Raw genomic sequence first — 20,061 nt, forward strand, 5'->3', positions numbered from 1 at the left:
CTCAGCCCCGCTCCTTGCGCAGCTTGTCCCAATAGTCCAGACGCTTGCGGAGTTCGCGCTCGAAGCCGCGTTGCGGCGGATCGTAGTAGCTCTTGCGGCCCATCTTTTCCGGAAAATAGTCCTGCCCGGAAAATCCGTCCGGCGCGTCGTGATCGTACTGATAGCCGGTGCCGTAGCCTTCTTCCTTCATCAGCTTGGTCGGCGCGTTCAGAATATGCTTGGGCGGCAACAGCGATCCACTGGACTTGGCATCGCGCATGGCGGCCTTGTAGGCCACATAGGCGCCGTTGGATTTGGGCGCCGTCGCCAGATAGATCACCGCCTGCGCCAGCGCCAGTTCACCTTCCGGCGAGCCGAGCATCTGATAGGCGTCACGAGATGCATTGGCCTGGACGAGGGCATTCGGATCGGCAAGGCCGATATCTTCTACCGCCATACGGATGAGACGGCGGGCCAGATACATCGGATCCTCGCCGCCATCGAGCATGCGGCAGAACCAGTAGAGCGCCGCGTCCGGGTCCGATCCGCGCACGGATTTGTGCAGGGCCGAAATCAGATTGTAATGGCCGTCAGCGCTCTTGTCATAGATAGGCGCCCGCCGTTGCACGATCTCCTGCAGGCGCTCCGCGTCGAAAACCTCGTTCTCTTCCGCCGCGCGCCAGACGTCCTCGGCAAGGGTCAGCGATGACCGGCCGTCGCCGTCGGCCATGCGGATCAACACCTGGCGCGCCTCGGCATCGAGCGGCAGTTTCCTGCCTTCTTCGACTTCGGCACGGCTGAGCAGCTTCTCGATCGCCTCCAGGGAGAGTGACTGGAAGGTCATCACATGAGAGCGCGACAAAAGCGCGGCGTTGAGCTCGAAGGACGGATTTTCGGTGGTCGCGCCCACCAGCGTGATCGTGCCGTCTTCCATCACGGGCAGGAAACTGTCCTGCTGGGCCCGGTTGAAGCGGTGGATCTCGTCGACAAAGAGCAGAGTCGAGCGCCCGCTCATACGCCGGACCCTTGCCGCCTCGAACACCTTCTTAAGGTCGGCAACCCCGGAGAAGATCGCTGAAATCTGCTCGAAGGCCAGATCCGTCTCCGTTGCCAGCAGACGCGCGATGGTGGTCTTGCCGGTCCCGGGCGGCCCCCAAAAGATCAGCGAGCCGAGCGTGCGGGTTTTCAGCATCCGCGTCAGCGTGCCGTCCGGCCCGAGCAGGTGATCCTGCCCGACCACATCGGCAAGGCGCGCCGGCCGCATTCGGTCCGCAAGCGGGCGTGGACCGGTCTGGCTCACTCCGGAGGTTTCGAAGAGGTCACTCACCTGCCCCTACCCGCGCAGGATGATCTGGGACACCTTGCCGTCCCTCTCAATATCGAGCTGCCAGACCCGGGGCGGTTTTTTGGTGATCGTTTCAAGCATACTGGTCGATTCGATCGTTTTCTGGTTGATCCCGCGAATGATATCGCCCGGGCGCAAGCCGACACGGTCGGCGGCGCTGCCGCGCCGCACATCGGCAACCACGACACCTTCAAACAGGCCTTCCAGCCCGAGTTCTTCCGAAACCGCAGGCGACAGGTTCATCACCGTCGCGCCCTCGAACGGGGAATACTCGACCAGTTCGCGCGTGTCCCGCGGCACGGTTTCCGGCGCGGGCAGCAGGGAGACGGTGACGACTTCTTCCTTGCCGCCGCGCAGGACCAGAAACTCGGTCTTCTCACCGATCATCTTGGTGGCGAACCGGTAGCCGAAGGAATTCGGATCGGTCACTTCCTTGCCGTCGACCGCGACGATGAGATCGCTGACCATGAGACCTGACTGATGGGCGGGCGAGCCTTCGAAGACGGTGGTTACCAGAACGCCCTGCGGCCGGTCGAGCGACAGCGCTTCGGCGATCTCGGCATTGACCAGCTGCACGGTCGCTCCCAGCCACGGACGCTGGACCTTGCCGCCCTGGTCCGCGGCCCTTGCCACAAACCTGGCCATATGCGCCGGAATGGCAAAACCGATACCGTTGGAACCGCCGGAGCGGGAAAAGATCGCGGTGTTGATTCCGACCAGCTTGCCGGTCATGTCGACCAGCGCGCCGCCGGAATTGCCCGGATTGATCGCCGCGTCCGTCTGGATGAAGAACTGGAAATCGGTCACCCCGACCTGGGTGCGAGCGGTTGCCGAAACAATACCCTGGGTGACGGTCTGGCCGACACCGAACGGGTTGCCGATCGCCAGGACGATGTCGCCGACTTCCAAATTGTCGGAATCGGCAAAGGCGACATGCTCGAACGGCCCCTCGCCCCGGATCTTCAGGACGGCAAGATCCGTGCGTTCGTCCATGAGCACGATATCGGCGTCGAATTCACGCCGGTCATTGAGCGCGACCCGAACCTCGTCCGCGTCCTTGATCACGTGATGGTTGGTGATCACGGTGCCGTCGGCCGAGATGATCACGCCGGATCCAAGCGAGGATTCCACGCGTTGCCGCGGCTGGTTGAAGCCGCCGCCCTGTTGGCCGAAAAAGCGCCGGAAGAACGGATCGTCGAAGAACGGCGACACGCGTTGCCGCTGAACCACCTTACGGCTGGCATAGACATTGACCACAGCTGGCGCGACGGTCTTCACGATCGGCGCGAAGGACAGCTTGATCTGCGCCTCGTTCTTGGGAACCAGCCGCAAATCCGCAGCAGACGGCTGGGCGGTCTGCGCGCTTACCTGGGAAATGCCGATCAGGCTCGCCAGGACCACAGCGGCCAGGGAACGCGATGTGCCGAAAGTTGCGAAACGCATGGCAGGTGCCTCTTCTTCGATTCTTCTCATCACCAAGGGCGATACATGGCAGATAGGGAGGAATAGAGGCAAATACAAAAGCAGGATTAAACGACAAAAGGCCGCCGGTAACCCGGCGGCCTTTGAATTTTTGAACCGTTACCGGTTCAGGCCGAGCGGACCTGCGCCAGGAAGCTGCGAACTTCCTTGTCGAGCTCATCCGCCTGGCTGGCCATGTCGGCAGCTTCCTCGGAGAAGTTCTGCGCCGCCATGTTGGTGTCGTTGGAAAGCGCCGACACGTTGCGGATGTCCTCGGTCACCTTGGAGGTGCCGCCGGCCGCCCGCTGGGTGTTTTCGGCAATGCCCTGAGTGGCATAGCTCTGCTCCGTGACAGCAGCGGCAACTTCGCTGACCGACTGGGTGATTTCGTCGATCGTCTTCTGGATGTCGCCAATGGCTCCGACCGCATCGTCGGTCGCGCCGCGGATCGCGTCGATCTGCTGCTGGATTTCGCCGGTGGCCTTGCCGGTCTGGGACGCCAGGTCCTTGACCTCGGAGGCAACCACCGCGAAGCCCTTGCCGGCTTCCCCGGCCCGCGCCGCCTCGATGGTGGCGTTCAGGGCCAGAAGGTTGGTCTGGTCGGCAATGTCGGAGATCAGCGTGACCACTTCACCGATGCGGTTGGCCGCCTCGGCAAGCGACTTGACCGTGTCGTTGGTGGTCTCGGCGCGCTTGGTGGCTTCTGCCGCAACGGCCGAGGAGCGTTCGATCAGGGTGGAGATTTCCTGGATCGAGCTCGACAGCTGGTCGGAAGCGGCAGCAATGGATTCCACTTCCGCCAGGGTTTCTTCCGACATGGTCGCCGCGTTGGAGGACGTTTCGCCTGCAGTGTCCGTCATGCTGCGCATGTTGTTGGCGGATTCGCGCAACTTGGCCGCGGACTGTGCCACCTTGTCCACGACGGTGCCGACCGTCGCTTCGAAGTCGCCTGCAAGGCTGGCCAGCATTTCCTGGCGCTGTTCGGCCTGGCGCTGCGTTTCTTCTGCTTCTTCCGCCGCACGCCGTTCATTGTCTTCGGCCGCGTTCTGCCGGATCTGCAGAACCGCCCGACCGATATCGCCGATCTCGTCCTTGCGGCTCGCAGCCTTGATTTCCGCGCCAAGATCGCCTGAGGCAATCGCGTTCAATGCCCCCACCAGCGTCGTCAGAGGCCGGGTGATGGAGCGGGAGAACAGCAATGCGATCACGGCAGCGATGGCAATGGTGGCAAGCGACCACATGAACATCTGGTCGCGCATGTTGGTCACTGCGGAAAGGGTCTCATCGACGCTCTTCTCGGCGACAATGGCCCAATTCCGCCCCTGGAAGGACAGCGACCGTGCCACAACGAGATTGTCGACGCCGTTCTGACCGGTCACGATGCCGGCGGCATCCGTGCCGGCCGCTGCCGTCAGAGCCGGACCTTCGGAGATCTGACGGACCAATGCGGTCGGTTCGCCCGCCAGCGGCATGTCGCTCAGCAAGGTACCTTTTTCATTGACCACATAGACCTGGCCCGTCTCGCCCATATCGGCGCGGCTTGCGACGATATTGTCAAGAAAGTGCGAATCGAACCGGACAACGGCAACACCGCTGAAACTGACGGTCCCAAAGGAATTCATGAACACAGGGGAAGCAAGGAACAGGGAGCCCGCATCGTCGGCAGGTCCATAGGCCTGGAAATCGCTGGCAACAACCTGACCGACCTCGAGGTCCTTCGCCTTGTTGAACACTTCTTCCAGAGCGGTGCCTTCCGCGGGGCTGCCCTCACCGAACTTGGACAGAAACTCCTTACCCTTGGTAACGGAATAGAGAATGAGACCGGAAGGATCGATCAGGTAGATGTCGGAATATCCGCCGCTCTTCCAGACATTGAAAAGTGCCGGGTGCGCTTCGGTGTGGCGCCAGGCATACATTGTCTTTTGTTCTTTACCGGTCACCTGCGCGCGCTCTTCAGGGCTCGTAGGCGCCTGGAACAGGCCCAGGATTTCGTCCTTCTCCTTGGCCAGGTTCATGGTCGCGTTGCCAAGATTGCTCAGCGGATCCGAAACGCTGGAGGCCAGGTTGACCACCTCGTCCTGGGCCGCGCTCAACACCGAGTTCAAGAGCGCCGATCTGGCGGCGACCACCATGTCGAGTTCGGCCTTGGCGGCCTTCTCCAGGCCATCGCGGCCGGTCATGTATCCGATCACGCCGACAGCCGCGCAAGCCGCAACGGTTACGACGATCATAAGTGCCGGAATGACAAAGGAAAGACGAAGAGAAGGTGTCCGCTTCTTCGTGCCTGAGTTCATTTTGCCTATCACTGTAAATTCTCCCCAGCCTCTTCCGCTTCTCCACGAGGCAGGCTTTCAGGTTAGGCAGTTTTCCTTAAATCATTGATAATTGACGGTCTCACTATCCGGCACGGATTACTTAAGGTGATGGGCGCATGCACAAACAAAAAAGGCGGGCAACTTGCCCGCCTTTTCCGCTTGCCTGATAAGACAAAACTTACGCTGCGTTTTCAGCTGCTTCTTCAGCCTCGGCGCGTGCACGGTCTTCAGCACCACGTGCTTCCGGATCGCGATCGACCAGCTCGATGACTGCCATCGGAGCGTTGTCGCCGTAGCGGAAACCGGCTTTGAGAACGCGGGAATAACCGCCGCTGCGGTCCTTGTAGCGCTCGCCGAGGGTGTCGAACAGCTTCGCAACCATGGCCGTATCGCGAATCTGCGAGATGGCCTGGCGGCGTGCATGGAGATCACCGCGTTTGCCCAGGGTGATGAGCTTGTCGATGATCGGCTTCATTTCTTTGGCCTTCGGCAGGGTCGTGACGATCTGTTCGTGCTTGATCAGCGACGCTGCCATGTTCGCGAACATAGCCTTACGGTGGCTAGAGGTCCGGTTGAGCTTGCGGCCGGATTTACCGTGGCGCATGGCCCTCTCCTTTTCCTGTCAGGCAGTCTGCTCATATCCTTGAAGAGCACTTGCCCGGTTGATCCTCTAGGGACGCGTACGCCCCTTAATACTGATGGTCTTCGTAACGCTTGGCGAGATCGTCGATGTTCTCTGGCGGCCAGTTGGCGACTTCCATGCCGAGATGGAGACCCATCTGGGCGAGAACTTCCTTGATCTCGTTGAGCGACTTGCGGCCGAAATTCGGGGTCCGCAGCATTTCCGCTTCGGTCTTCTGAATGAGATCGCCAATATACACGATATTGTCGTTCTTCAGGCAGTTAGCAGACCGGACAGACAGTTCCAGTTCGTCGACCTTCTTGAGAAGGGCCGGGTTGAACGCGAGTTCCGGGACAGTGTCCTCGGCGACTTCACGCTGCGGCTCTTCGAAGTTGACGAAGATGGACAGCTGATCCTGCAGAATGCGCGCTGCGAAAGCCACAGCATCATCCGGCTTGACGGAACCATCGGTTTCGACAGTCAGGGTCAGCTTATCGTAGTCAAGAACCTGGCCTTCACGGGTGTTTTCCACCTTGTAGGAGACCTTCTTGACCGGGGAGTACAGGCTGTCGACCGGGATCAGGCCGATCGGCGCATCTTCCGGACGGTTCCGGTCGGAAGAATGGTAGCCCTTGCCGGTGTTGACGGTGAATTCCATACGGATTTCAGCGCCCTCGTCCAGCGTGCAGAGCACCAGATCCGGGTTGAGAACCTCGACGTCGCCGACGGTCTGGATGTCACCAGCGGTCACAACACCCGGACCCTGCTTGCGCACGACCATGCGCTTCGGGCCTTCGCCTTCCATGCGGATGGCGATTTCCTTGATGTTGAGCACGATGTCGGTGACATCTTCCCGGACACCCGGGATCGACGAGAACTCATGGAGAACGCCGTCGATCTGAACAGCAGTCACCGCCGCGCCCTGAAGCGAAGACAGCAGAATGCGGCGCAGGGCGTTGCCCAGTGTCAGCCCGTAGCCACGCTCGAGCGGCTCGGCAACAACGGTCGCCAAGAAGCGCGGGTCGTCGCCCGGCTTGATCTCGAGTTTGGTCGGCTTGATCAGTTCTTGCCAGTTTTTCTGAATGGTCACGTTTTCGTCCCTTCGGCTATCCCGCCCGGCAGCAAGGCCAGGCCATTCTTTGCCATTTGGAGAAACAGGTACCTAAAGCTGGGAAGCCTTAGACGCGGCGACGCTTACGCGGACGGCAGCCATTGTGCGGAATCGGCGTCACGTCGCGGATGGACGTGATGAGGAAACCGGCGGCCTGCAGGGCGCGCAGAGCAGATTCACGGCCAGAACCCGGACCACGTACTTCGACTTCCAGAGTACGCATGCCGTGTTCGGCAGCTTTCTTCGCGGCGTCTTCAGCAGCAACCTGAGCAGCATACGGCGTGGACTTACGGGAGCCCTTGAAGCCGAGTGCGCCGGCGGACGACCAGGAGATCGTGTTGCCCTGTGCGTCGGTAATCGTGATCATGGTGTTATTGAACGTGGAGTTCACATGCGCAACGCCAGAAGAGATGTTCTTGCGCTCGCGGCGACGCACGCGCGTCGTGTCTTTAGCCATTCTTTTGTCCTTTTATTGATCTCGTCACTGCCGTAATGCCGGCAGCTCCACCACCAATCGCGGAGCGATGATTATTTCTTCTTACCTGCGATCGGTTTCGCCGGACCCTTGCGGGTACGTGCGTTCGTGTGCGTCCGCTGACCGCGAACCGGCAGGCCGCGACGGTGACGCAGGCCGCGGTAGCAGCCAAGGTCCATCAGACGCTTGATGTTCATCGCGGTGTCGCGGCGAAGGTCACCTTCAACCATGTAGTCACGGTCGATGGTTTCGCGGATGGACAGAACTTCTGCGTCGGAGAGTTCGTTCACACGGCGGGCAGCATCGATGTTGTTCTTTTCGATGATTTCCTGGGCAAATTTCTTGCCGATGCCGTGAATATACTGAAGCGCGATGACTACGCGCTTGTTCGTCGGGATGTTAACGCCAGCAATACGTGCCACGTTCGTCTCCATGTTAAGCGGCAAACCTGGTGGCCTGACCGCAGTGGGTAAAGCCCGCGTCCGGTGGAGTCCGGCCCTTGCGGGTACGAAAATGCCGGGTTGGCCCCGGCACAGAGAATGCCGGTCCCACATGCATGGAACCGGCTAAACTTTCAGCTAGAGCGCGTCGTGTAACGGCTCTAAACCTTTTCGTCAAGTCCTTGCAGAACGGAATCTATGGACGCCGTAACGTCTTCGATGGACTGCATACCGTCGATGACCGAGAGCAGGCCCGTCTTCTCGTAATACGGGACCACAACGGCAGTATCGCGGTTATATGCTTCAAGGCGTTGCTTGAAAACTTCCGGGTCGTCATCCTTTCGCACCGGCTGTCCGGCAGCCTTGGCATCTTCCGCCCGCTTGATGATGCGATCGACGAGCTTGGTCTGGTCGACTCTCAGTTCAAGAACCGCGTTCAGCTTGAGGCTGTTGGCGCCCAGCATCTGGTCCAGAGCTTCCGCCTGGGCCAGCGTGCGCGGGAAACCGTCGAGAATGAAGCCCTTCTTGGCGTCGTCTTCGGCGATCCGGTCCCGGATGATGCCGACCACGATCTCGTCGGAGACGAGACCGCCGGCATCCATGACTTCCTTGGCTTTGAGGCCTACCGGGGTCTGGGCGGCCACCGCGGCCCGCAGCATGTCTCCGGTGGAGAGCTGCGGGATACCGTATTTCGCAACAAGATGCGCGGCCTGTGTCCCCTTCCCCGCTCCTGGCGGTCCTACCAGAATTAGCCTCATCGACGTCTCCCCCTGAGTTTCGATTTTTTCACCAGTCCTTCATACTGATGCGCAAGCAGGTGGCCCTGGATCTGGGATACGGTATCCATTGTCACGCTCACGACAATCAGCAGTGAAGTTCCTCCGAAATAGAACGGAACGCCCGTCGCCGAAATGAGGAATTCGGGTAATAGACAAACGACGGTGATATAGATCGCACCCACCACCGTAATGCGCGTGAGCACGTAGTCAATATACTGCGCCGTGCGCTCACCCGGCCGGATGCCCGGAATGAAGCCGCCGTGTTTCTTCAGATTGTCCGCCGTGTCGGCCGGATTGAAGACAATCGCCGTGTAGAAGAAACAGAAGAAGACGATCAGCGCGGCATAGACCACCATGAACAACGGCTGCCCGTGACCGAGCGCGGCAGTGACATAGGTCAGCCACTCATTGCCCGTTCCCTGACCGAAACCGGAGAGCGTTGCCGGAACCAGCAGCAGCGACGACGCGAAGATCGGCGGGATGACGCCGGCCGTGTTGAGCTTCAACGGCAGGAACGAGGTGTTGCCCTCGAACATGCGGTTGCCCATCTGGCGCTTCGGGTACTGGATCAGCAACCGCCGCTGAGCGCGTTCCATGAACACGATCAGACCGATCACCACCACCGACAGCAGAATGACGGCCAGAATGATCCAGGTCGCCAGCGATCCCTGACGTCCCAGTTCCAGCGTCTGAACGATCGCCGACGGCAGACCGGCGACGATGCCGGCAAAGATGATCAGCGAAATGCCGTTGCCGATGCCGCGCGAGGTGATCTGTTCACCCAGCCACATCAGGAACATGGTGCCGCCGACCAGTGTGATCACGGTCGAGGCGCGGAAGAACCAGCCCGGATCGGAGACCACATTGCTCGCGCCTTCGAGGCCGACGGCAATGCCGTAGGCCTGGAACGCCGCCAGAATCACGGTTCCGTAGCGGGTATATTGGTTGATGACCTTCCGGCCCTGCTCGCCCTCCTTTTTCATCTGCTCCAGCGACGGCACCACGGTGGTCATCAGCTGCATGATGATGGAGGCTGAAATATACGGCATGATGCCGAGGGCGAAAATTGCCATACGCTCGACCGCGCCGCCGGAGAACATGTTGAACATGCCGACGATGCCGGACTGGGCCTGGGAAAAGGCCTGCGCGAAGGCTTCGGGATTGATGCCGGGCAGCGGAATGTAAGTGCCCAGTCGATAAACCAAAAGCGCCCCCAGTGTGAACCAGATGCGCTTTTTGAGTTCTTCAGCCTTGGCGAAAGCTGAGAAATTGAGATTTGACGCCAGTTGCTCGGCGGCGGATGCCATGCCCTACTCCGGAATGCTTGCCCAGGAAATGGGTGAAGCCCAGGCTGTTAAGCCTGAGCTCCCAGAACGGCTACTTTGCCGCCTGCTTTTTCGATCGCTGCGACAGCGCCCTTGGAGGCACCGGCAACTTCGAAGGTCACTGCAGCGGTGAGTTCACCGTTGGCAACGATGCGCACACCGTCGCGGACCCGCTTGACTACGCCTGCAGCCTTCAGCGCCTCGACGGTGACCGTCTCGGATGCGTTCAGCTTGCCTGCATCGATCGCCTTCTGAACACGGCCGACGGACACGGTGGTGTAGTCCTTGGCAAAAATGTTCGTGAAGCCGCGCTTCGGCAGACGGCGGTGAAGCGGCATCTGACCGCCTTCAAAGCCTTTGATGGCAACGCCGGAACGGGATTTCTGACCCTTGACGCCACGGCCGCCGGTCTTGCCCTTTCCGGACCCGATGCCACGGCCGACGCGCATGCGGTCGGACGTTGCACCTTCGTTGTCACGAAGTTCGTTGAGCTTCATGTTCTTCTCTCCTCACCCCGTTCTTATGCGTTGTCTTCGACGACGCGAACGAGATGCTGGACCTTATTGATCATGCCGCGCACTTCAGGAGTGTCCTTCAGTGTGGAACGGCGGTGCATCTTGTTCAGGCCGAGACCGATGAGCGTCGCGCGCTGGTCCTTAGGACGGCGCAGCGGGCTGCCGATCTGTTCGACCGTTACAGTCTTTTCGGTGTTCGCCATGGAACATACCCTCTATCAGCTGGGGGCCGGAGCCGCCGAGATCAAGCCTCGGCAGCAGCCGGAGCCGCATCATCGGTGTTGTCACGACGCCGCGACTGCAGCACAGAGACCTTGAGGCCACGGCGGGCAGCGACGGAGCGCGGGCTGTCTTCCTTGGTCAGCGCAGCAAAGGTTGCACGAACCATGTTGTAGGGGTTGGAAGTCCCCAGCGACTTTGCAACAACGTCCTGAACGCCAAGCGTTTCGAAGACGGCGCGCATCGGGCCACCCGCGATGATACCGGTACCGGCCGGAGCCGCACGCAGCAGAACCTTGCCGGCGCCGTGACGGCCTTCCACATCGTGGTGAAGGGTCCGGCCTTCGCGCAACGGCACACGGATCATGGTGCGCTTTGCAGCTTCAGTTGCTTTCCGGATGGCTTCCGGCACTTCGCGTGCCTTGCCATGACCGAAGCCGACACGGCCCTTCTGATCACCAACCACAACCAGGGCTGCGAAGCCGAAACGACGGCCACCCTTGACCACCTTGGCAACGCGGTTGATGTGAACGAGCTTGTCGACGAATTCGCTGTCTCGCTCTTCGCGATCGCGATTTTCTTGTCTCGCCATTTTATACGTCTTCCGTTCTTAAGAGCGCCAACGGGCGCTGGTCAGAATTCAAGTCCACCTTCGCGGGCCGCTTCAGCAAGCGCTTTGATGCGCCCGTGATACTGGTACCCGCCACGGTCGAACACGACCTGCTTGACGCCGGCGGCGGATGCACGCTCGGCCACAAGCTTGCCAACGGCTGCGGCTGCAGCGACGTCGGCGCCCGTTTTCAGGCTGCCCTTGAGATCTTTTTCGATCGTGGAGGCAGAGACAATCGTATGTCCCTTCGCATCGTCGATGATCTGGGCGTAGATCTGCTTCGACGAGCGGAAGATAGAAAGGCGCGGACGACCGTTCGCGGCTTTCTGGATCGAACGGCGCACGCGATCGCGGCGGCGCTCGAAAGCTTGTTTGCTGTTCGCCATGATCTGGGTCCGTTACTTCTTCTTGCCTTCTTTGCGGACGATGAACTCGTCTGCATAACGAACGCCTTTGCCCTTGTAGGGCTCCGGCGGGCGGAATTCGCGGATTTCAGCAGCAACCTGGCCGACACGCTGTTTGTCTGTGCCGGTGATGCTGATTTCCGTCGGCTTCGGGCACACGATGTCGATGCCTTCCGGAATCGGATAGACAACATCGTGAGAGAAACCGAGCGCCAGCTGAAGGTTCTTACCCTGGACCTGTGCGCGGTAACCGACACCGGTGATGGCGAGGTCTTTCTTGAAGCCCTCGGTCACACCCGTGATCAGGTTCTGAACCATGGTCCGGCTCATGCCCCACATGGAGCGCGCCGGCTTGGTTTGATTGCGCGGATCGATTTTGATCCCGTCATCCGTCATTTCGGCCAGAACAAGATCATTGAGCAGGAAAGACTTTTCGCCTTTCGGGCCCTTGATCGAAACCGTCTGACCGTCGATCGATGCCGTTACCCCGCTTGGCACGGGGACTGGCTTTTTGCCAATACGAGACATTTGACCAACCTTGTCGTTGTTTCAAAAGCGAGGATGCCGCATCAGAAGACGCGGCAAAGAACCTCACCACCTACATTTTCTTCCCGCGCCTGATGGTCGCTCATGACGCCGCGCGGAGTCGAAATAATCGACACGCCCAGGCCATTAGAGACATGCGGGATGTTTTTCACCGACGAGTACACGCGGCGGCCCGGCTTGGAAACCCGCTCAATCGTGCGGATCACCGGCTCACCATCGAAATACTTCAGTTCGATTTCCAACTCGGACTTACCGCCCTCGTAGTCAACCGTGGTGTAGCCACGGATGTACCCCTCTTTTGCGAGCACATCAAGTACATGTGCGCGCAATTTGGAATTTGGTGAACTGACCTTGTTCTTGCGACGCATCTGTGCGTTGCGAATCCGGGTCAGCATATCCCCCAACGGATCAGAAATTGCCATCGGAGTTTCTCCTTACCAGCTCGACTTAACCAGGCCCGGGATCTTGCCCAGGGAACCCAGTTCACGAAGCGCAATACGCGACATCTTCAGCTTGCGGTAAAAACCGCGCGGACGGCCGGACACTTCGCAACGGTTGCGAACGCGGTTCGGCGCGGAGTTCCGCGGCAGTTTTGCCAGCTTCAGGCGGGCGTTGTAGCGCTCTTCCAGGGACAGGCTGTCATCTTTAGCCATTGCCTTCAGAGCGGCGCGCTTCTCAGCGTATTTCTTGACAAGCTTCTCACGGCGCTTGTTTTTTTCGATTGCGCTTTTCTTCGCCATCGTCGATCCCTTCCTTGCCCGTTACTTCGTGAACGGGAAGTTGAACGCGCGCAGAAGCTCGCGTGCTTCGTCGTCATTCGGCGCCGTGGTGCAAACGATCACGTCCATGCCCCAGATCTGGTCGACCTTGTCGTACTCGATTTCCGGGAACACGATGTGTTCTTTGATGCCCATGGCATAGTTGCCGCGACCGTCGAAGCTCTTCGGGTTCAGGCCCCGGAAGTCACGAACGCGCGGCAGCGCGATGGTGATCAGACGGTCCATGAATTCGTACATCTGCTGGCGGCGCAGGGTCACCTTTGCACCAAGCGGCATGCCTTCGCGGACCTTGAAGGTCGCGATCGACTTTTTCGCCTTGGTGATGACCGGCTTCTGACCGGCAATCGCTGCCAGGTCGTCCGCAGCGATGCGCGCCTTCTTGGAGTCGCTAACCGCTTCGCCGACGCCGATGTTCAGGACGATCTTTTCCAGCTGCGGGATTTGCATCACGTTTTTGTACTGGAACTTTTCCTGAAGCTGCTTGCGCACGACTTCATCATAATGCGTCTTAAGACGCGGCACGTAAATGGTCTCAGCCATCGATCAGGTCTCCCGAACGCTTGGCCACACGGACCTTGGTGCCGTCTTCCTGCACCTTGAAGCCGACGCGGGTCGCCTTGCCGTCCTTCGGATCGGCCAGCGCGATGTTGGAAACGTGGATCGGGGCTTCTTTCGCCACGATGCCGGCTTCCTGCGTCTGGGTCTGCTTCTGGTGGCGGCGGACCATGTTGATCCCGCGGACCAGGGCCTTGTTGTCTTCCGGCATCATCTTGATGACTTCGCCGGACTTACCCTTGTCACGGCCGGTCAGCACGACCACCGTGTCGCCTTTTTTAATTTTCGCAGCCATCAGAGCACCTCCGGCGCGAGCGAAATGATTTTCATGTGGTTCTTTGCACGGAGTTCGCGCGGCACCGGACCAAAGATACGGGTGCCGACCGGCTCCTTATTGTTGTTGACCAGCACGGCCGCATTGCGGTCGAACCGGATCACGCTGCCATCGGGACGGCGGATATCCTTTGCCGTGCGCACGACGACAGCCTTCATCACGTCGCCCTTTTTGACGCGGCCCCGCGGAATTGCCTCTTTGACGGAGACGACGATGATGTCGCCAACCTGGGCATATTTACGCTTGGAGCCGCCGAGCACTTTGATGCACATGACACGACGGGCGCCGGAATTGTCGGCGACGTCGAGGTTTGTTTGCATCTGAATCATGACTGGCTGCCTTGTTCTTCTCTTGGCGCACGGGTCACGGGCGCCTGATGCTCACTACTGAACAGAGGTCACTGAGTGACCACGGTCCAACGCTTGTTTTTCGAGATCGGCGCGCACTCTTCAATCTGAACAGAGTCGCCAACCTTGTACTGGTTGTTTTCGTCGTGTGCGCGGTACTTCTTGGTCCGGCGCACAGTCTTCTTGAGCAGCGGGTGCGTGAAGCGGCGCTCCACATTCACCGTCACCGTCTTGTCATTGGCGTCGCTGACAACGGTGCCCTGCAGGATACGCTTCGGCATGGCCGTCTCCTTACGCGTTCGCCGACACGCGCTTTTCGCGCATGATCGTCTGGATGCGCGCGATGTCGCGGCGGATCTGCCGGACACGCGCAGTGTTTTCAAGCTGACCCGTTGCCTTCTGGAAGCGCAGGTTGAACTGCTCTTTCTTCAGGCCTTCGAGATCCGTGCGGAGCTCGTCGAGGGTCTTAGCCCGTACATCGGTCGCCTTCATGGCTCTAACTCCTGGTCTGCCTTACTCGCCGATACGCTGAACGAAACGGCACTTGATCGGCAGTTTGGCAGCGGCGAGACGCATGGCTTCACGCGCCACGTCTTCCGGCACACCGTCAATTTCGAACATGATCCGGCCCGGCTTGACGCGGCAAGCCCAGTAATCCGGAGAACCCTTACCCTTACCCATGCGGACTTCGGCAGGTTTCGAGGAAACCGGGAGGTCCGGGAAGATACGGATCCAAACACGACCCGCACGCTTCATGTGGCGGGTCATAGCACGACGGGCCGCTTCGATCTGGCGTGCGGTAACACGCTCCGGCTCTACAGCCTTCAGACCGAACGCGCCGAAGTTGAGGTCGGTGCCTCCCTTCGACAAGCCGTGGATGCGGCCTTTGTGCTGCTTGCGGAACTTTGTGCGCTTCGGTTGCAGCATCGTTCTTCTCTCGTCTTTCTTGTCTAACGAGCGGCAGGCAGCTTAATTAAGCTGCGCGCTCGCGGCCCCGATCCCGGCGTCCGCCGCGATCACCCTGGTTACCTTCGGAGGCAGACGTCGCACGGCGTTCGGACGCCATCGGGTCATGCTCCAGAATTTCACCCTTGAAGATCCAGACCTTCACACCGCACACGCCGTAAGCCGTGTGAGCGCTGGCAACACCGTAGTCGATGTCGGCACGCAGGGTGTGGAGCGGCACGCGGCCTTCACGGTACCATTCGATACGAGCGATTTCCGCACCGCCGAGACGGCCGCCGCAGTTGATCCGGATGCCCTGGGCGCCGAGACGCATGGCGGACTGAACGGCCCGCTTCATGGCGCGGCGGAAGGCAACACGGCGTTCCAGCTGCTGAGCGATGGACGCGGCAACAAGGGTCGCATCGACTTCCGGCTTGCGCACTTCAACGATGTTGAGGTGCACTTCGGAATTGGTGATGTCGGCGATCTTCTTGCGAAGACGTTCGATGTCTGCACCCTTCTTGCCGATGACCACACCCGGACGACCGGAGTGAATGGACACGCGGCACTTCTTGTGCGGACGCTCGATGACAACTTTGGACACAGCCGCCTGCTTGAGTTCCTTCAACAGCAGCTCACGGATGCGGAAGTCTTCATGGAGAAGATCGCCGTATTCGTTCTTGTTCGCGTACCAGCGGGAATCCCAGGTGCGGTTGATCCCGAGGCGCATGCCGATCGGGTTTGTCTTATGTCCCATCAGGCAGTCTCCTCAACTTCGCGCACGACGATGGTCAGGTTCGAGAACGGCTTCTCAATCCGGCCAACACGTCCGCGTGCACGGGCCTGGAAACGCTTGATGACAAACGCTTTGCCAACATGTGCTTCGGCAACCACCAGGTTGTCGATGTCCAGGTCATGGTTGTTTTCCGCGTTGGCAACTGCGGACATCAGGGTCTTCTTGACGTCCTGCGCGATGCGCTTGCGGGAGAATGTCAGGTCCGCAATCGCGGAACCGACCTTTTTGCCACGGATCGAGGCCGCAACGAGGTTCAGCTTACGGGGGGAAACGCGGATCATCCGCGTCATTGCCCGAGCCTCATTGTCAGCGAGCGTCCGCTCACTCTTCGGCTTGCCCATCGTTACTTCCTCTTCGCCTTCTTGTCGGCGCCATGTCCGTAGTAGGTCCGGCTCGGCGAGAACTCGCCGAACTTGTGACCGATCATCTCTTCAGACACCAGCACCGGAACGTGCTTTTGACCGTTGTAGACGCCGAAGGTCAAACCTACGAACTGCGGAAGGATCGTTGAGCGGCGGCTCCAGGTCTTGATGACCTCGTTCCGGCCGGATTCACGTACCTTGTCCGCTTTCTTAAGCAGATACCCGTCGACAAACGGACCTTTCCAGATCGAACGTGCCACGATCCTGTCCTTTACTTCTTACGCGCGTGGCGGCTGCGGACGATAAACTTATCGGTCTGCTTATTGCGCCGCGTGCGCTTACCTTTGGTCGGCTTGCCCCAAGGGGTAACCGGATGACGACCGCCGGAAGTCCGGCCTTCACCACCGCCATGCGGGTGGTCGATCGGGTTCATGGCAACACCGCGGGTGTGCGGGCGAATGCCAAGCCAGCGGGAGCGGCCTGCCTTGCCGAGGTTCACGTTGGCGTGGTCCGGGTTGGACACGGCGCCAATGGTTGCCATGCAAGTGCCGAGCACACGGCGCTGTTCGCCAGACATAAGGCGAAGCGTGGTGTAGCCCTGGTCTCGGCCAACGATCTGAACGAACGCACCGGCGGAGCGGGCGATCTGGGCGCCCTTGCCCGGCTTCAGTTCGATGTTGTGGACGATCGTGCCAACCGGAATGCGCGACAGCGGAGCTGCGTTGCCCGGTTTCACGTCGACGCTTTCGCCGGCCACAACGGTGTCGCCTTCAGCCAGACGCTGCGGCGCCAGGATGTAGCTCAGCTCACCGTCTTCGTAACGGATAAGAGCGATGAATGCGGTCCGGTTCGGATCGTATTCGAGGCGCTCGACCGTTGCCGGCACGTCCCACTTGCGACGCTTGAAGTCGACAAGACGGTAGGTCCGCTTGTGACCGCCACCGCGGTTCGGAGACGTCAGACGACCGGTGTTGTTGCGGCCACCGGACTTGGACAGGCCTTCGGTCAGGGTCTTGACCGGCTTGCCCTTCCACAGACCGGAACGGTCAACCTGTACCAGCTGACGGCGGCCTGGGGACGTCGGATTGAATGTCTTAAGTGCCATTTTCTTCTGGTCCCCGTCTTAGAGCCCGGTGGTCACGTCAATGGCGTGACCTTCCTGCAGCGTTACGACGGCCTTCTTGAAGTCGGACTGACGGCCAAGGCGACCACGGAAGCGCTTCACCTTGCCCTTGCGGACCAGGGTGTTCACTGCCGTGACCTTGACACCGAACAGTGCTTCGACTGCGGCCTTGATTTCCGGCTTGGTTGCATCGTTGGCAACCTTGAAGACAACCTTGTTCTCTTCAGAAGCCATCGTCGACTTTTCGGTGATCACCGGGCCGACGATTTTGTCGTAGTGAGGAAGTTTGCTCATTTAAAGCGCTCCTCAAGTGCGGACACCGCAGCCTTGGTCAACACCAGGGTGTTGGCCCGCAGGATGTCGTAAACGTTGATGCCCTGAACCGGCAGCACATCCAGATGCGGAATGTTGCGTGAGGCCAGTGCGAAGTTGTTGTCGACTTCGGCGCCGTCGATGACCAGGGCACTGGTCAGGCCGAGCTTTGCGAGCTGCCCCTTGAGAGCCTTGGTCTTGGCTTCCGCCGCCTTGGCGTCTTCCACGACAACGATGCTGTCTGTCTTGGCTTTCGCCGACAGGGCATGCTTCAGGCCGAGGGCGCGAACCTTCTTCGGCAGGTCATGGCTGTGGTCGCGAACGACCGGACCGAATGCCCGACCACCACCGCGGAACTGCGGGGCCTTCTTGTTGCCGTGACGGGCGCCGCCGGAACCTTTCTGGCGAACGAATTTCTTCGTCGTGCCAGTGACTTCCGAACGGCCCAGCGTCTTGTGGGTACCAGCCTGGCGCTTGGCGAGCTGCCAACGCACCACACGGTGGATCAAATCGGTGCGCGGCTCGAGACCAAAGATCTCGTCAGACACCGTGATCGAACCGGCCGCCCCGCCTTCGAGGGTCTTGACCTGGAGTTCCATCACTCACTCTCCTTCCCGGCGGCCGCAGTCGCTTCGGATGCCTTGAATGCACCCGGAACCGGAACGTTTTCCGGCAGCGCCTTTTTGATCGCGTCGCGGACCAGGATCCAGCCGCCCTTGGCGCCCGGAACAGAGCCCTCGACCATGATCAGGCCACGCTCAACATCAGTGCGCACAACCTTCAGGTTCTGCGTGGTCACGCGGGCATCGCCCATGTGACCGGCCATCTTCTTGCCCTTGAACACGCGGCCCGGGTCTTGACACTGACCGGTAGAACCGTGCGAACGGTGCGAGATCGAGTTACCGTGCGTGGCACGGCCACCACCGAAGTTGTGACGCTTCATCGCACCGGCAAAACCTTTACCGATGGAGGTGCCGGTCACGTCGACGAACTGGCCTTCGACGTAGTGGTCAGCGGTCAGTTCCGCACCAACGTCAATAAGGTTGTCCGCGGAAACGCGGAATTCGGCGACGGTCCGCTTCGGCTCGACCTTTGCAACAGCAAAGTGGCCGCGCAGCGCCTTCGGCGTGTTTTTCACTTTACGGCCACCTGCACCGAGCTGCAGCGCAGTGTAACCATTCTTTTCGTCGGTCCGCTGTGCGACGACCTGGCAATTTTCCAGCCGAAGCACGGTGACCGGAACATGTTCGCCTGCATCATTATAGATGCGGGTCATGCCCACTTTCTGAGCGATCACTCCAGAACGCATTGGATGTGTCCCCTTCGACCCGGCTTACAGCTTGATCTCGACGTCGACACCGGCCGCCAGGTCGAGCTTCATCAGCGCGTCCACGGTCTGCGGGGTCGGGTCGACGATGTCGAGAAGACGCTTATGCGTACGCATCTCGAACTGATCGCGGCTTTTCTTATCGATGTGCGGGCCGCGAAGCACAGTGTACTTCTCGATCCGCGTCGGCAGCGGCACGGGACCCCGTACCTGGGCACCGGTCCGCTTGGCCGTATTGACGATCTCCTTAGTGGAGGCGTCCAGAATACGGTGGTCGAACGCCTTCAGGCGGATCCGGATATTCTGACCGTTCATTGTTATTGTTCCCAACAAATCTGCGGGCCTGCCCGCGTAACATTCAAAAGCTCTGCCGGCAGGCCCGGCTGTCGATTATTCGATGATGGATGCGACGACGCCGGCGCCGACGGTACGGCCACCTTCGCGGATCGCGAAGCGCAGGCCTTCTTCCATGGCGATCGGCACGATCAGTTCAACGTCAACAGAGACGTTGTCGCCCGGCATCACCATTTCCGTGCCTTCCGGCAGGGACACCACACCGGTCACGTCCGTGGTACGGAAGTAGAACTGCGGGCGGTAGTTGGTGAAGAACGGGGTGTGACGGCCACCTTCTTCCTTGGTGAGGATGTAAGCCTCAGCCTTGAACTTCGTGTGCGGGGTCACAGAACCCGGCTTACACAGAACCTGGCCACGCTCAACTTCTTCACGGCCGACGCCGCGGATCAGGGCGCCGATGTTGTCGCCGGCTTCACCGCTGTCCAGCAGCTTGCGGAACATTTCAACGCCGGTCACGGTCGTCTTGGTGGTGTCCTTGATGCCGACGATTTCGACTTCTTCACCAACCTTCACGATGCCACGCTCGACACGGCCGGTCACGACGGTGCCGCGGCCGGAGATCGAGAACACGTCTTCGATCGGCATCAGGAACGGCAGGTCCTTCGGACGCTCCGGGGTCGGGATGTAGGCGTCGACCTGAGCCATCAGCTCGCGGATCGCGTCACGGCCGATGGCCGGATC

Annotated in this window: 31 protein-coding genes; all 31 read right to left on the reverse strand. The window is 60.2% G+C overall.

Annotated elements, in window-relative coordinates; translation table 11 throughout:
• Window position 1 precedes the first annotated feature (1 nt).
• Window positions 2-1,306: a replication-associated recombination protein A gene (locus tag M0H32_RS08620; protein ID WP_486660013.1), complete on the reverse strand. Its 1,305-nt coding sequence runs from the start codon at window positions 1,304-1,306 to the stop codon at window positions 2-4.
• Between the two features lie 6 nt (window positions 1,307-1,312).
• Complete coding sequence (locus M0H32_RS08625) at window positions 1,313-2,767, reverse strand: DegQ family serine endoprotease (protein WP_248153167.1); 1,455 nt, start codon at window positions 2,765-2,767, stop codon at window positions 1,313-1,315.
• Between the two features lie 146 nt (window positions 2,768-2,913).
• On the reverse strand, window positions 2,914-5,079 hold the full coding sequence (locus M0H32_RS08630; RefSeq protein ID WP_248153168.1) for a methyl-accepting chemotaxis protein: 2,166 nt from the start codon (window positions 5,077-5,079) through the stop codon (window positions 2,914-2,916).
• Between the two features lie 199 nt (window positions 5,080-5,278).
• Window positions 5,279-5,704, reverse strand: a complete 426-nt coding sequence (rplQ, locus tag M0H32_RS08635) for a 50S ribosomal protein L17 (protein ID WP_248153169.1) — start codon at window positions 5,702-5,704, stop codon at window positions 5,279-5,281.
• A gap of 85 nt (window positions 5,705-5,789) precedes the next feature.
• Window positions 5,790-6,812, reverse strand: coding sequence for a DNA-directed RNA polymerase subunit alpha (locus tag M0H32_RS08640; protein WP_008190287.1), 1,023 nt, complete (start codon window positions 6,810-6,812; stop codon window positions 5,790-5,792).
• An 88-nt stretch (window positions 6,813-6,900) separates the two neighbouring features.
• Window positions 6,901-7,290: a 30S ribosomal protein S11 gene (gene rpsK / locus M0H32_RS08645; RefSeq protein WP_008191596.1), complete on the reverse strand. Its 390-nt coding sequence runs from the start codon at window positions 7,288-7,290 to the stop codon at window positions 6,901-6,903.
• A 71-nt stretch (window positions 7,291-7,361) separates the two neighbouring features.
• The gene (gene rpsM, locus M0H32_RS08650; protein ID WP_116699726.1) at window positions 7,362-7,730 is read right to left on the reverse strand and encodes a 30S ribosomal protein S13; all 369 of its coding nucleotides are present in this window, start codon (window positions 7,728-7,730) and stop codon (window positions 7,362-7,364) included.
• A gap of 179 nt (window positions 7,731-7,909) precedes the next feature.
• The gene (locus M0H32_RS08655) at window positions 7,910-8,506 is read right to left on the reverse strand and encodes an adenylate kinase (protein WP_248153170.1); all 597 of its coding nucleotides are present in this window, start codon (window positions 8,504-8,506) and stop codon (window positions 7,910-7,912) included.
• Window positions 8,503-9,834, reverse strand: coding sequence for a preprotein translocase subunit SecY (gene secY, locus M0H32_RS08660; RefSeq protein ID WP_248153171.1), 1,332 nt, complete (start codon window positions 9,832-9,834; stop codon window positions 8,503-8,505). The genes M0H32_RS08655 and secY overlap by 4 nt, the downstream gene beginning before the upstream one ends.
• Before the next feature lie 47 nt (window positions 9,835-9,881).
• On the reverse strand, window positions 9,882-10,349 hold the full coding sequence (rplO, locus tag M0H32_RS08665) for a 50S ribosomal protein L15 (RefSeq protein WP_248153172.1): 468 nt from the start codon (window positions 10,347-10,349) through the stop codon (window positions 9,882-9,884).
• A 23-nt stretch (window positions 10,350-10,372) separates the two neighbouring features.
• Window positions 10,373-10,570, reverse strand: coding sequence for a 50S ribosomal protein L30 (gene rpmD / locus M0H32_RS08670; RefSeq protein WP_248153173.1), 198 nt, complete (start codon window positions 10,568-10,570; stop codon window positions 10,373-10,375).
• A gap of 41 nt (window positions 10,571-10,611) precedes the next feature.
• Window positions 10,612-11,178 carry a 30S ribosomal protein S5 gene (gene rpsE / locus M0H32_RS08675; protein WP_248153174.1) on the reverse strand — a complete coding sequence of 189 codons (567 nt, stop codon included), beginning with the start codon at window positions 11,176-11,178 and terminating at the stop codon, window positions 10,612-10,614.
• 41 nt (window positions 11,179-11,219) lie between these two features.
• Window positions 11,220-11,582, reverse strand: coding sequence for a 50S ribosomal protein L18 (gene rplR / locus M0H32_RS08680; RefSeq protein ID WP_248153175.1), 363 nt, complete (start codon window positions 11,580-11,582; stop codon window positions 11,220-11,222).
• A gap of 12 nt (window positions 11,583-11,594) precedes the next feature.
• Window positions 11,595-12,128 carry a 50S ribosomal protein L6 gene (gene rplF, locus M0H32_RS08685; RefSeq protein ID WP_248153176.1) on the reverse strand — a complete coding sequence of 178 codons (534 nt, stop codon included), beginning with the start codon at window positions 12,126-12,128 and terminating at the stop codon, window positions 11,595-11,597.
• Between the two features lie 41 nt (window positions 12,129-12,169).
• Entirely contained in the window at window positions 12,170-12,568 is a 399-nt protein-coding gene (gene rpsH / locus M0H32_RS08690) for a 30S ribosomal protein S8 (RefSeq protein WP_207140512.1), read from the reverse strand.
• A gap of 12 nt (window positions 12,569-12,580) precedes the next feature.
• Complete coding sequence (gene rpsN / locus M0H32_RS08695) at window positions 12,581-12,886, reverse strand: 30S ribosomal protein S14 (RefSeq protein WP_155189797.1); 306 nt, start codon at window positions 12,884-12,886, stop codon at window positions 12,581-12,583.
• A 21-nt stretch (window positions 12,887-12,907) separates the two neighbouring features.
• The gene (gene rplE, locus M0H32_RS08700; RefSeq protein ID WP_248153177.1) at window positions 12,908-13,465 is read right to left on the reverse strand and encodes a 50S ribosomal protein L5; all 558 of its coding nucleotides are present in this window, start codon (window positions 13,463-13,465) and stop codon (window positions 12,908-12,910) included.
• Window positions 13,458-13,775, reverse strand: a complete 318-nt coding sequence (gene rplX / locus M0H32_RS08705; RefSeq protein ID WP_248153178.1) for a 50S ribosomal protein L24 — start codon at window positions 13,773-13,775, stop codon at window positions 13,458-13,460. Before rplX ends, rplE begins: the two co-directional genes overlap by 8 nt.
• Window positions 13,775-14,143, reverse strand: coding sequence for a 50S ribosomal protein L14 (gene rplN / locus M0H32_RS08710; RefSeq protein ID WP_008191626.1), 369 nt, complete (start codon window positions 14,141-14,143; stop codon window positions 13,775-13,777). The genes rplX and rplN overlap by 1 nt, the downstream gene beginning before the upstream one ends.
• Before the next feature lie 68 nt (window positions 14,144-14,211).
• The gene (gene rpsQ, locus M0H32_RS08715; RefSeq protein ID WP_248153179.1) at window positions 14,212-14,442 is read right to left on the reverse strand and encodes a 30S ribosomal protein S17; all 231 of its coding nucleotides are present in this window, start codon (window positions 14,440-14,442) and stop codon (window positions 14,212-14,214) included.
• Window positions 14,443-14,452: 10 nt separating this feature from the next.
• Complete coding sequence (gene rpmC, locus M0H32_RS08720; RefSeq protein ID WP_248153180.1) at window positions 14,453-14,653, reverse strand: 50S ribosomal protein L29; 201 nt, start codon at window positions 14,651-14,653, stop codon at window positions 14,453-14,455.
• Between the two features lie 21 nt (window positions 14,654-14,674).
• Complete coding sequence (gene rplP / locus M0H32_RS08725) at window positions 14,675-15,088, reverse strand: 50S ribosomal protein L16 (protein WP_248153181.1); 414 nt, start codon at window positions 15,086-15,088, stop codon at window positions 14,675-14,677.
• 46 nt (window positions 15,089-15,134) lie between these two features.
• Window positions 15,135-15,863, reverse strand: a complete 729-nt coding sequence (gene rpsC, locus M0H32_RS08730; RefSeq protein WP_248153182.1) for a 30S ribosomal protein S3 — start codon at window positions 15,861-15,863, stop codon at window positions 15,135-15,137.
• Window positions 15,863-16,243, reverse strand: a complete 381-nt coding sequence (gene rplV, locus M0H32_RS08735; protein WP_248153183.1) for a 50S ribosomal protein L22 — start codon at window positions 16,241-16,243, stop codon at window positions 15,863-15,865. Before rplV ends, rpsC begins: the two co-directional genes overlap by 1 nt.
• 2 nt (window positions 16,244-16,245) lie before the next feature.
• Window positions 16,246-16,524 carry a 30S ribosomal protein S19 gene (gene rpsS / locus M0H32_RS08740; protein WP_022998243.1) on the reverse strand — a complete coding sequence of 93 codons (279 nt, stop codon included), beginning with the start codon at window positions 16,522-16,524 and terminating at the stop codon, window positions 16,246-16,248.
• Window positions 16,525-16,535: 11 nt separating this feature from the next.
• Window positions 16,536-17,369, reverse strand: a complete 834-nt coding sequence (gene rplB / locus M0H32_RS08745; RefSeq protein ID WP_248153184.1) for a 50S ribosomal protein L2 — start codon at window positions 17,367-17,369, stop codon at window positions 16,536-16,538.
• Between the two features lie 18 nt (window positions 17,370-17,387).
• Window positions 17,388-17,681 carry a 50S ribosomal protein L23 gene (locus tag M0H32_RS08750; RefSeq protein ID WP_152501370.1) on the reverse strand — a complete coding sequence of 98 codons (294 nt, stop codon included), beginning with the start codon at window positions 17,679-17,681 and terminating at the stop codon, window positions 17,388-17,390.
• Window positions 17,678-18,298, reverse strand: a complete 621-nt coding sequence (gene rplD / locus M0H32_RS08755; protein WP_248153185.1) for a 50S ribosomal protein L4 — start codon at window positions 18,296-18,298, stop codon at window positions 17,678-17,680. Before rplD ends, M0H32_RS08750 begins: the two co-directional genes overlap by 4 nt.
• Window positions 18,298-19,008: a 50S ribosomal protein L3 gene (gene rplC / locus M0H32_RS08760; RefSeq protein WP_248153186.1), complete on the reverse strand. Its 711-nt coding sequence runs from the start codon at window positions 19,006-19,008 to the stop codon at window positions 18,298-18,300. The genes rplD and rplC overlap by 1 nt, the downstream gene beginning before the upstream one ends.
• 24 nt (window positions 19,009-19,032) lie before the next feature.
• Window positions 19,033-19,341, reverse strand: a complete 309-nt coding sequence (gene rpsJ / locus M0H32_RS08765; protein ID WP_006936455.1) for a 30S ribosomal protein S10 — start codon at window positions 19,339-19,341, stop codon at window positions 19,033-19,035.
• A gap of 75 nt (window positions 19,342-19,416) precedes the next feature.
• Window positions 19,417-20,061, reverse strand: a 645-nt coding sequence (locus M0H32_RS08770) for an EF-Tu C-terminal domain-related protein (RefSeq protein ID WP_248153187.1), incomplete at its 5' end; no start/stop codon positions are given.

The sequence above is a fragment of the Roseibium sediminicola genome, from assembly GCF_023156505.1.
GTDB classification, from domain to species: Bacteria; Pseudomonadota; Alphaproteobacteria; order Rhizobiales; family Stappiaceae; genus Roseibium; species Roseibium sediminicola.

What these genes read in the sequence shown, in the direction of transcription:
- M0H32_RS08625 (WP_248153167.1), bottom strand. Translation starts at nt 2,767, where the DNA reads ATGCGTTTCGCAACTTTCGGCACATCGCGTTCCCTGGCCGCTGTGGTC.
- M0H32_RS08630 (WP_248153168.1), bottom strand. Translation starts at nt 5,079, where the DNA reads ATGAACTCAGGCACGAAGAAGCGGACACCTTCTCTTCGTCTTTCCTTT.
- rplQ (WP_248153169.1), bottom strand. Translation starts at nt 5,704, where the DNA reads ATGCGCCACGGTAAATCCGGCCGCAAGCTCAACCGGACCTCTAGCCAC.
- rpsK (WP_008191596.1), bottom strand. Translation starts at nt 7,290, where the DNA reads ATGGCTAAAGACACGACGCGCGTGCGTCGCCGCGAGCGCAAGAACATC.
- M0H32_RS08655 (WP_248153170.1), bottom strand. Translation starts at nt 8,506, where the DNA reads ATGAGGCTAATTCTGGTAGGACCGCCAGGAGCGGGGAAGGGGACACAG.
- secY (WP_248153171.1), bottom strand. Translation starts at nt 9,834, where the DNA reads ATGGCATCCGCCGCCGAGCAACTGGCGTCAAATCTCAATTTCTCAGCT.
- rplO (WP_248153172.1), bottom strand. Translation starts at nt 10,349, where the DNA reads ATGAAGCTCAACGAACTTCGTGACAACGAAGGTGCAACGTCCGACCGC.
- rpmD (WP_248153173.1), bottom strand. Translation starts at nt 10,570, where the DNA reads ATGGCGAACACCGAAAAGACTGTAACGGTCGAACAGATCGGCAGCCCG.
- rpsE (WP_248153174.1), bottom strand. Translation starts at nt 11,178, where the DNA reads ATGGCGAGACAAGAAAATCGCGATCGCGAAGAGCGAGACAGCGAATTC.
- rplR (WP_248153175.1), bottom strand. Translation starts at nt 11,582, where the DNA reads ATGGCGAACAGCAAACAAGCTTTCGAGCGCCGCCGCGATCGCGTGCGC.
- rplF (WP_248153176.1), bottom strand. Translation starts at nt 12,128, where the DNA reads ATGTCTCGTATTGGCAAAAAGCCAGTCCCCGTGCCAAGCGGGGTAACG.
- rpsH (WP_207140512.1), bottom strand. Translation starts at nt 12,568, where the DNA reads ATGGCAATTTCTGATCCGTTGGGGGATATGCTGACCCGGATTCGCAAC.
- rpsN (WP_155189797.1), bottom strand. Translation starts at nt 12,886, where the DNA reads ATGGCGAAGAAAAGCGCAATCGAAAAAAACAAGCGCCGTGAGAAGCTT.
- rplE (WP_248153177.1), bottom strand. Translation starts at nt 13,465, where the DNA reads ATGGCTGAGACCATTTACGTGCCGCGTCTTAAGACGCATTATGATGAA.
- rplX (WP_248153178.1), bottom strand. Translation starts at nt 13,775, where the DNA reads ATGGCTGCGAAAATTAAAAAAGGCGACACGGTGGTCGTGCTGACCGGC.
- rplN (WP_008191626.1), bottom strand. Translation starts at nt 14,143, where the DNA reads ATGATTCAGATGCAAACAAACCTCGACGTCGCCGACAATTCCGGCGCC.
- rpsQ (WP_248153179.1), bottom strand. Translation starts at nt 14,442, where the DNA reads ATGCCGAAGCGTATCCTGCAGGGCACCGTTGTCAGCGACGCCAATGAC.
- rpmC (WP_248153180.1), bottom strand. Translation starts at nt 14,653, where the DNA reads ATGAAGGCGACCGATGTACGGGCTAAGACCCTCGACGAGCTCCGCACG.
- rplP (WP_248153181.1), bottom strand. Translation starts at nt 15,088, where the DNA reads ATGCTGCAACCGAAGCGCACAAAGTTCCGCAAGCAGCACAAAGGCCGC.
- rpsC (WP_248153182.1), bottom strand. Translation starts at nt 15,863, where the DNA reads ATGGGACATAAGACAAACCCGATCGGCATGCGCCTCGGGATCAACCGC.
- rplV (WP_248153183.1), bottom strand. Translation starts at nt 16,243, where the DNA reads ATGGGCAAGCCGAAGAGTGAGCGGACGCTCGCTGACAATGAGGCTCGG.
- rplB (WP_248153184.1), bottom strand. Translation starts at nt 17,369, where the DNA reads ATGGCACTTAAGACATTCAATCCGACGTCCCCAGGCCGCCGTCAGCTG.
- M0H32_RS08750 (WP_152501370.1), bottom strand. Translation starts at nt 17,681, where the DNA reads ATGAGCAAACTTCCTCACTACGACAAAATCGTCGGCCCGGTGATCACC.
- rplD (WP_248153185.1), bottom strand. Translation starts at nt 18,298, where the DNA reads ATGGAACTCCAGGTCAAGACCCTCGAAGGCGGGGCGGCCGGTTCGATC.
- rplC (WP_248153186.1), bottom strand. Translation starts at nt 19,008, where the DNA reads ATGCGTTCTGGAGTGATCGCTCAGAAAGTGGGCATGACCCGCATCTAT.
- rpsJ (WP_006936455.1), bottom strand. Translation starts at nt 19,341, where the DNA reads ATGAACGGTCAGAATATCCGGATCCGCCTGAAGGCGTTCGACCACCGT.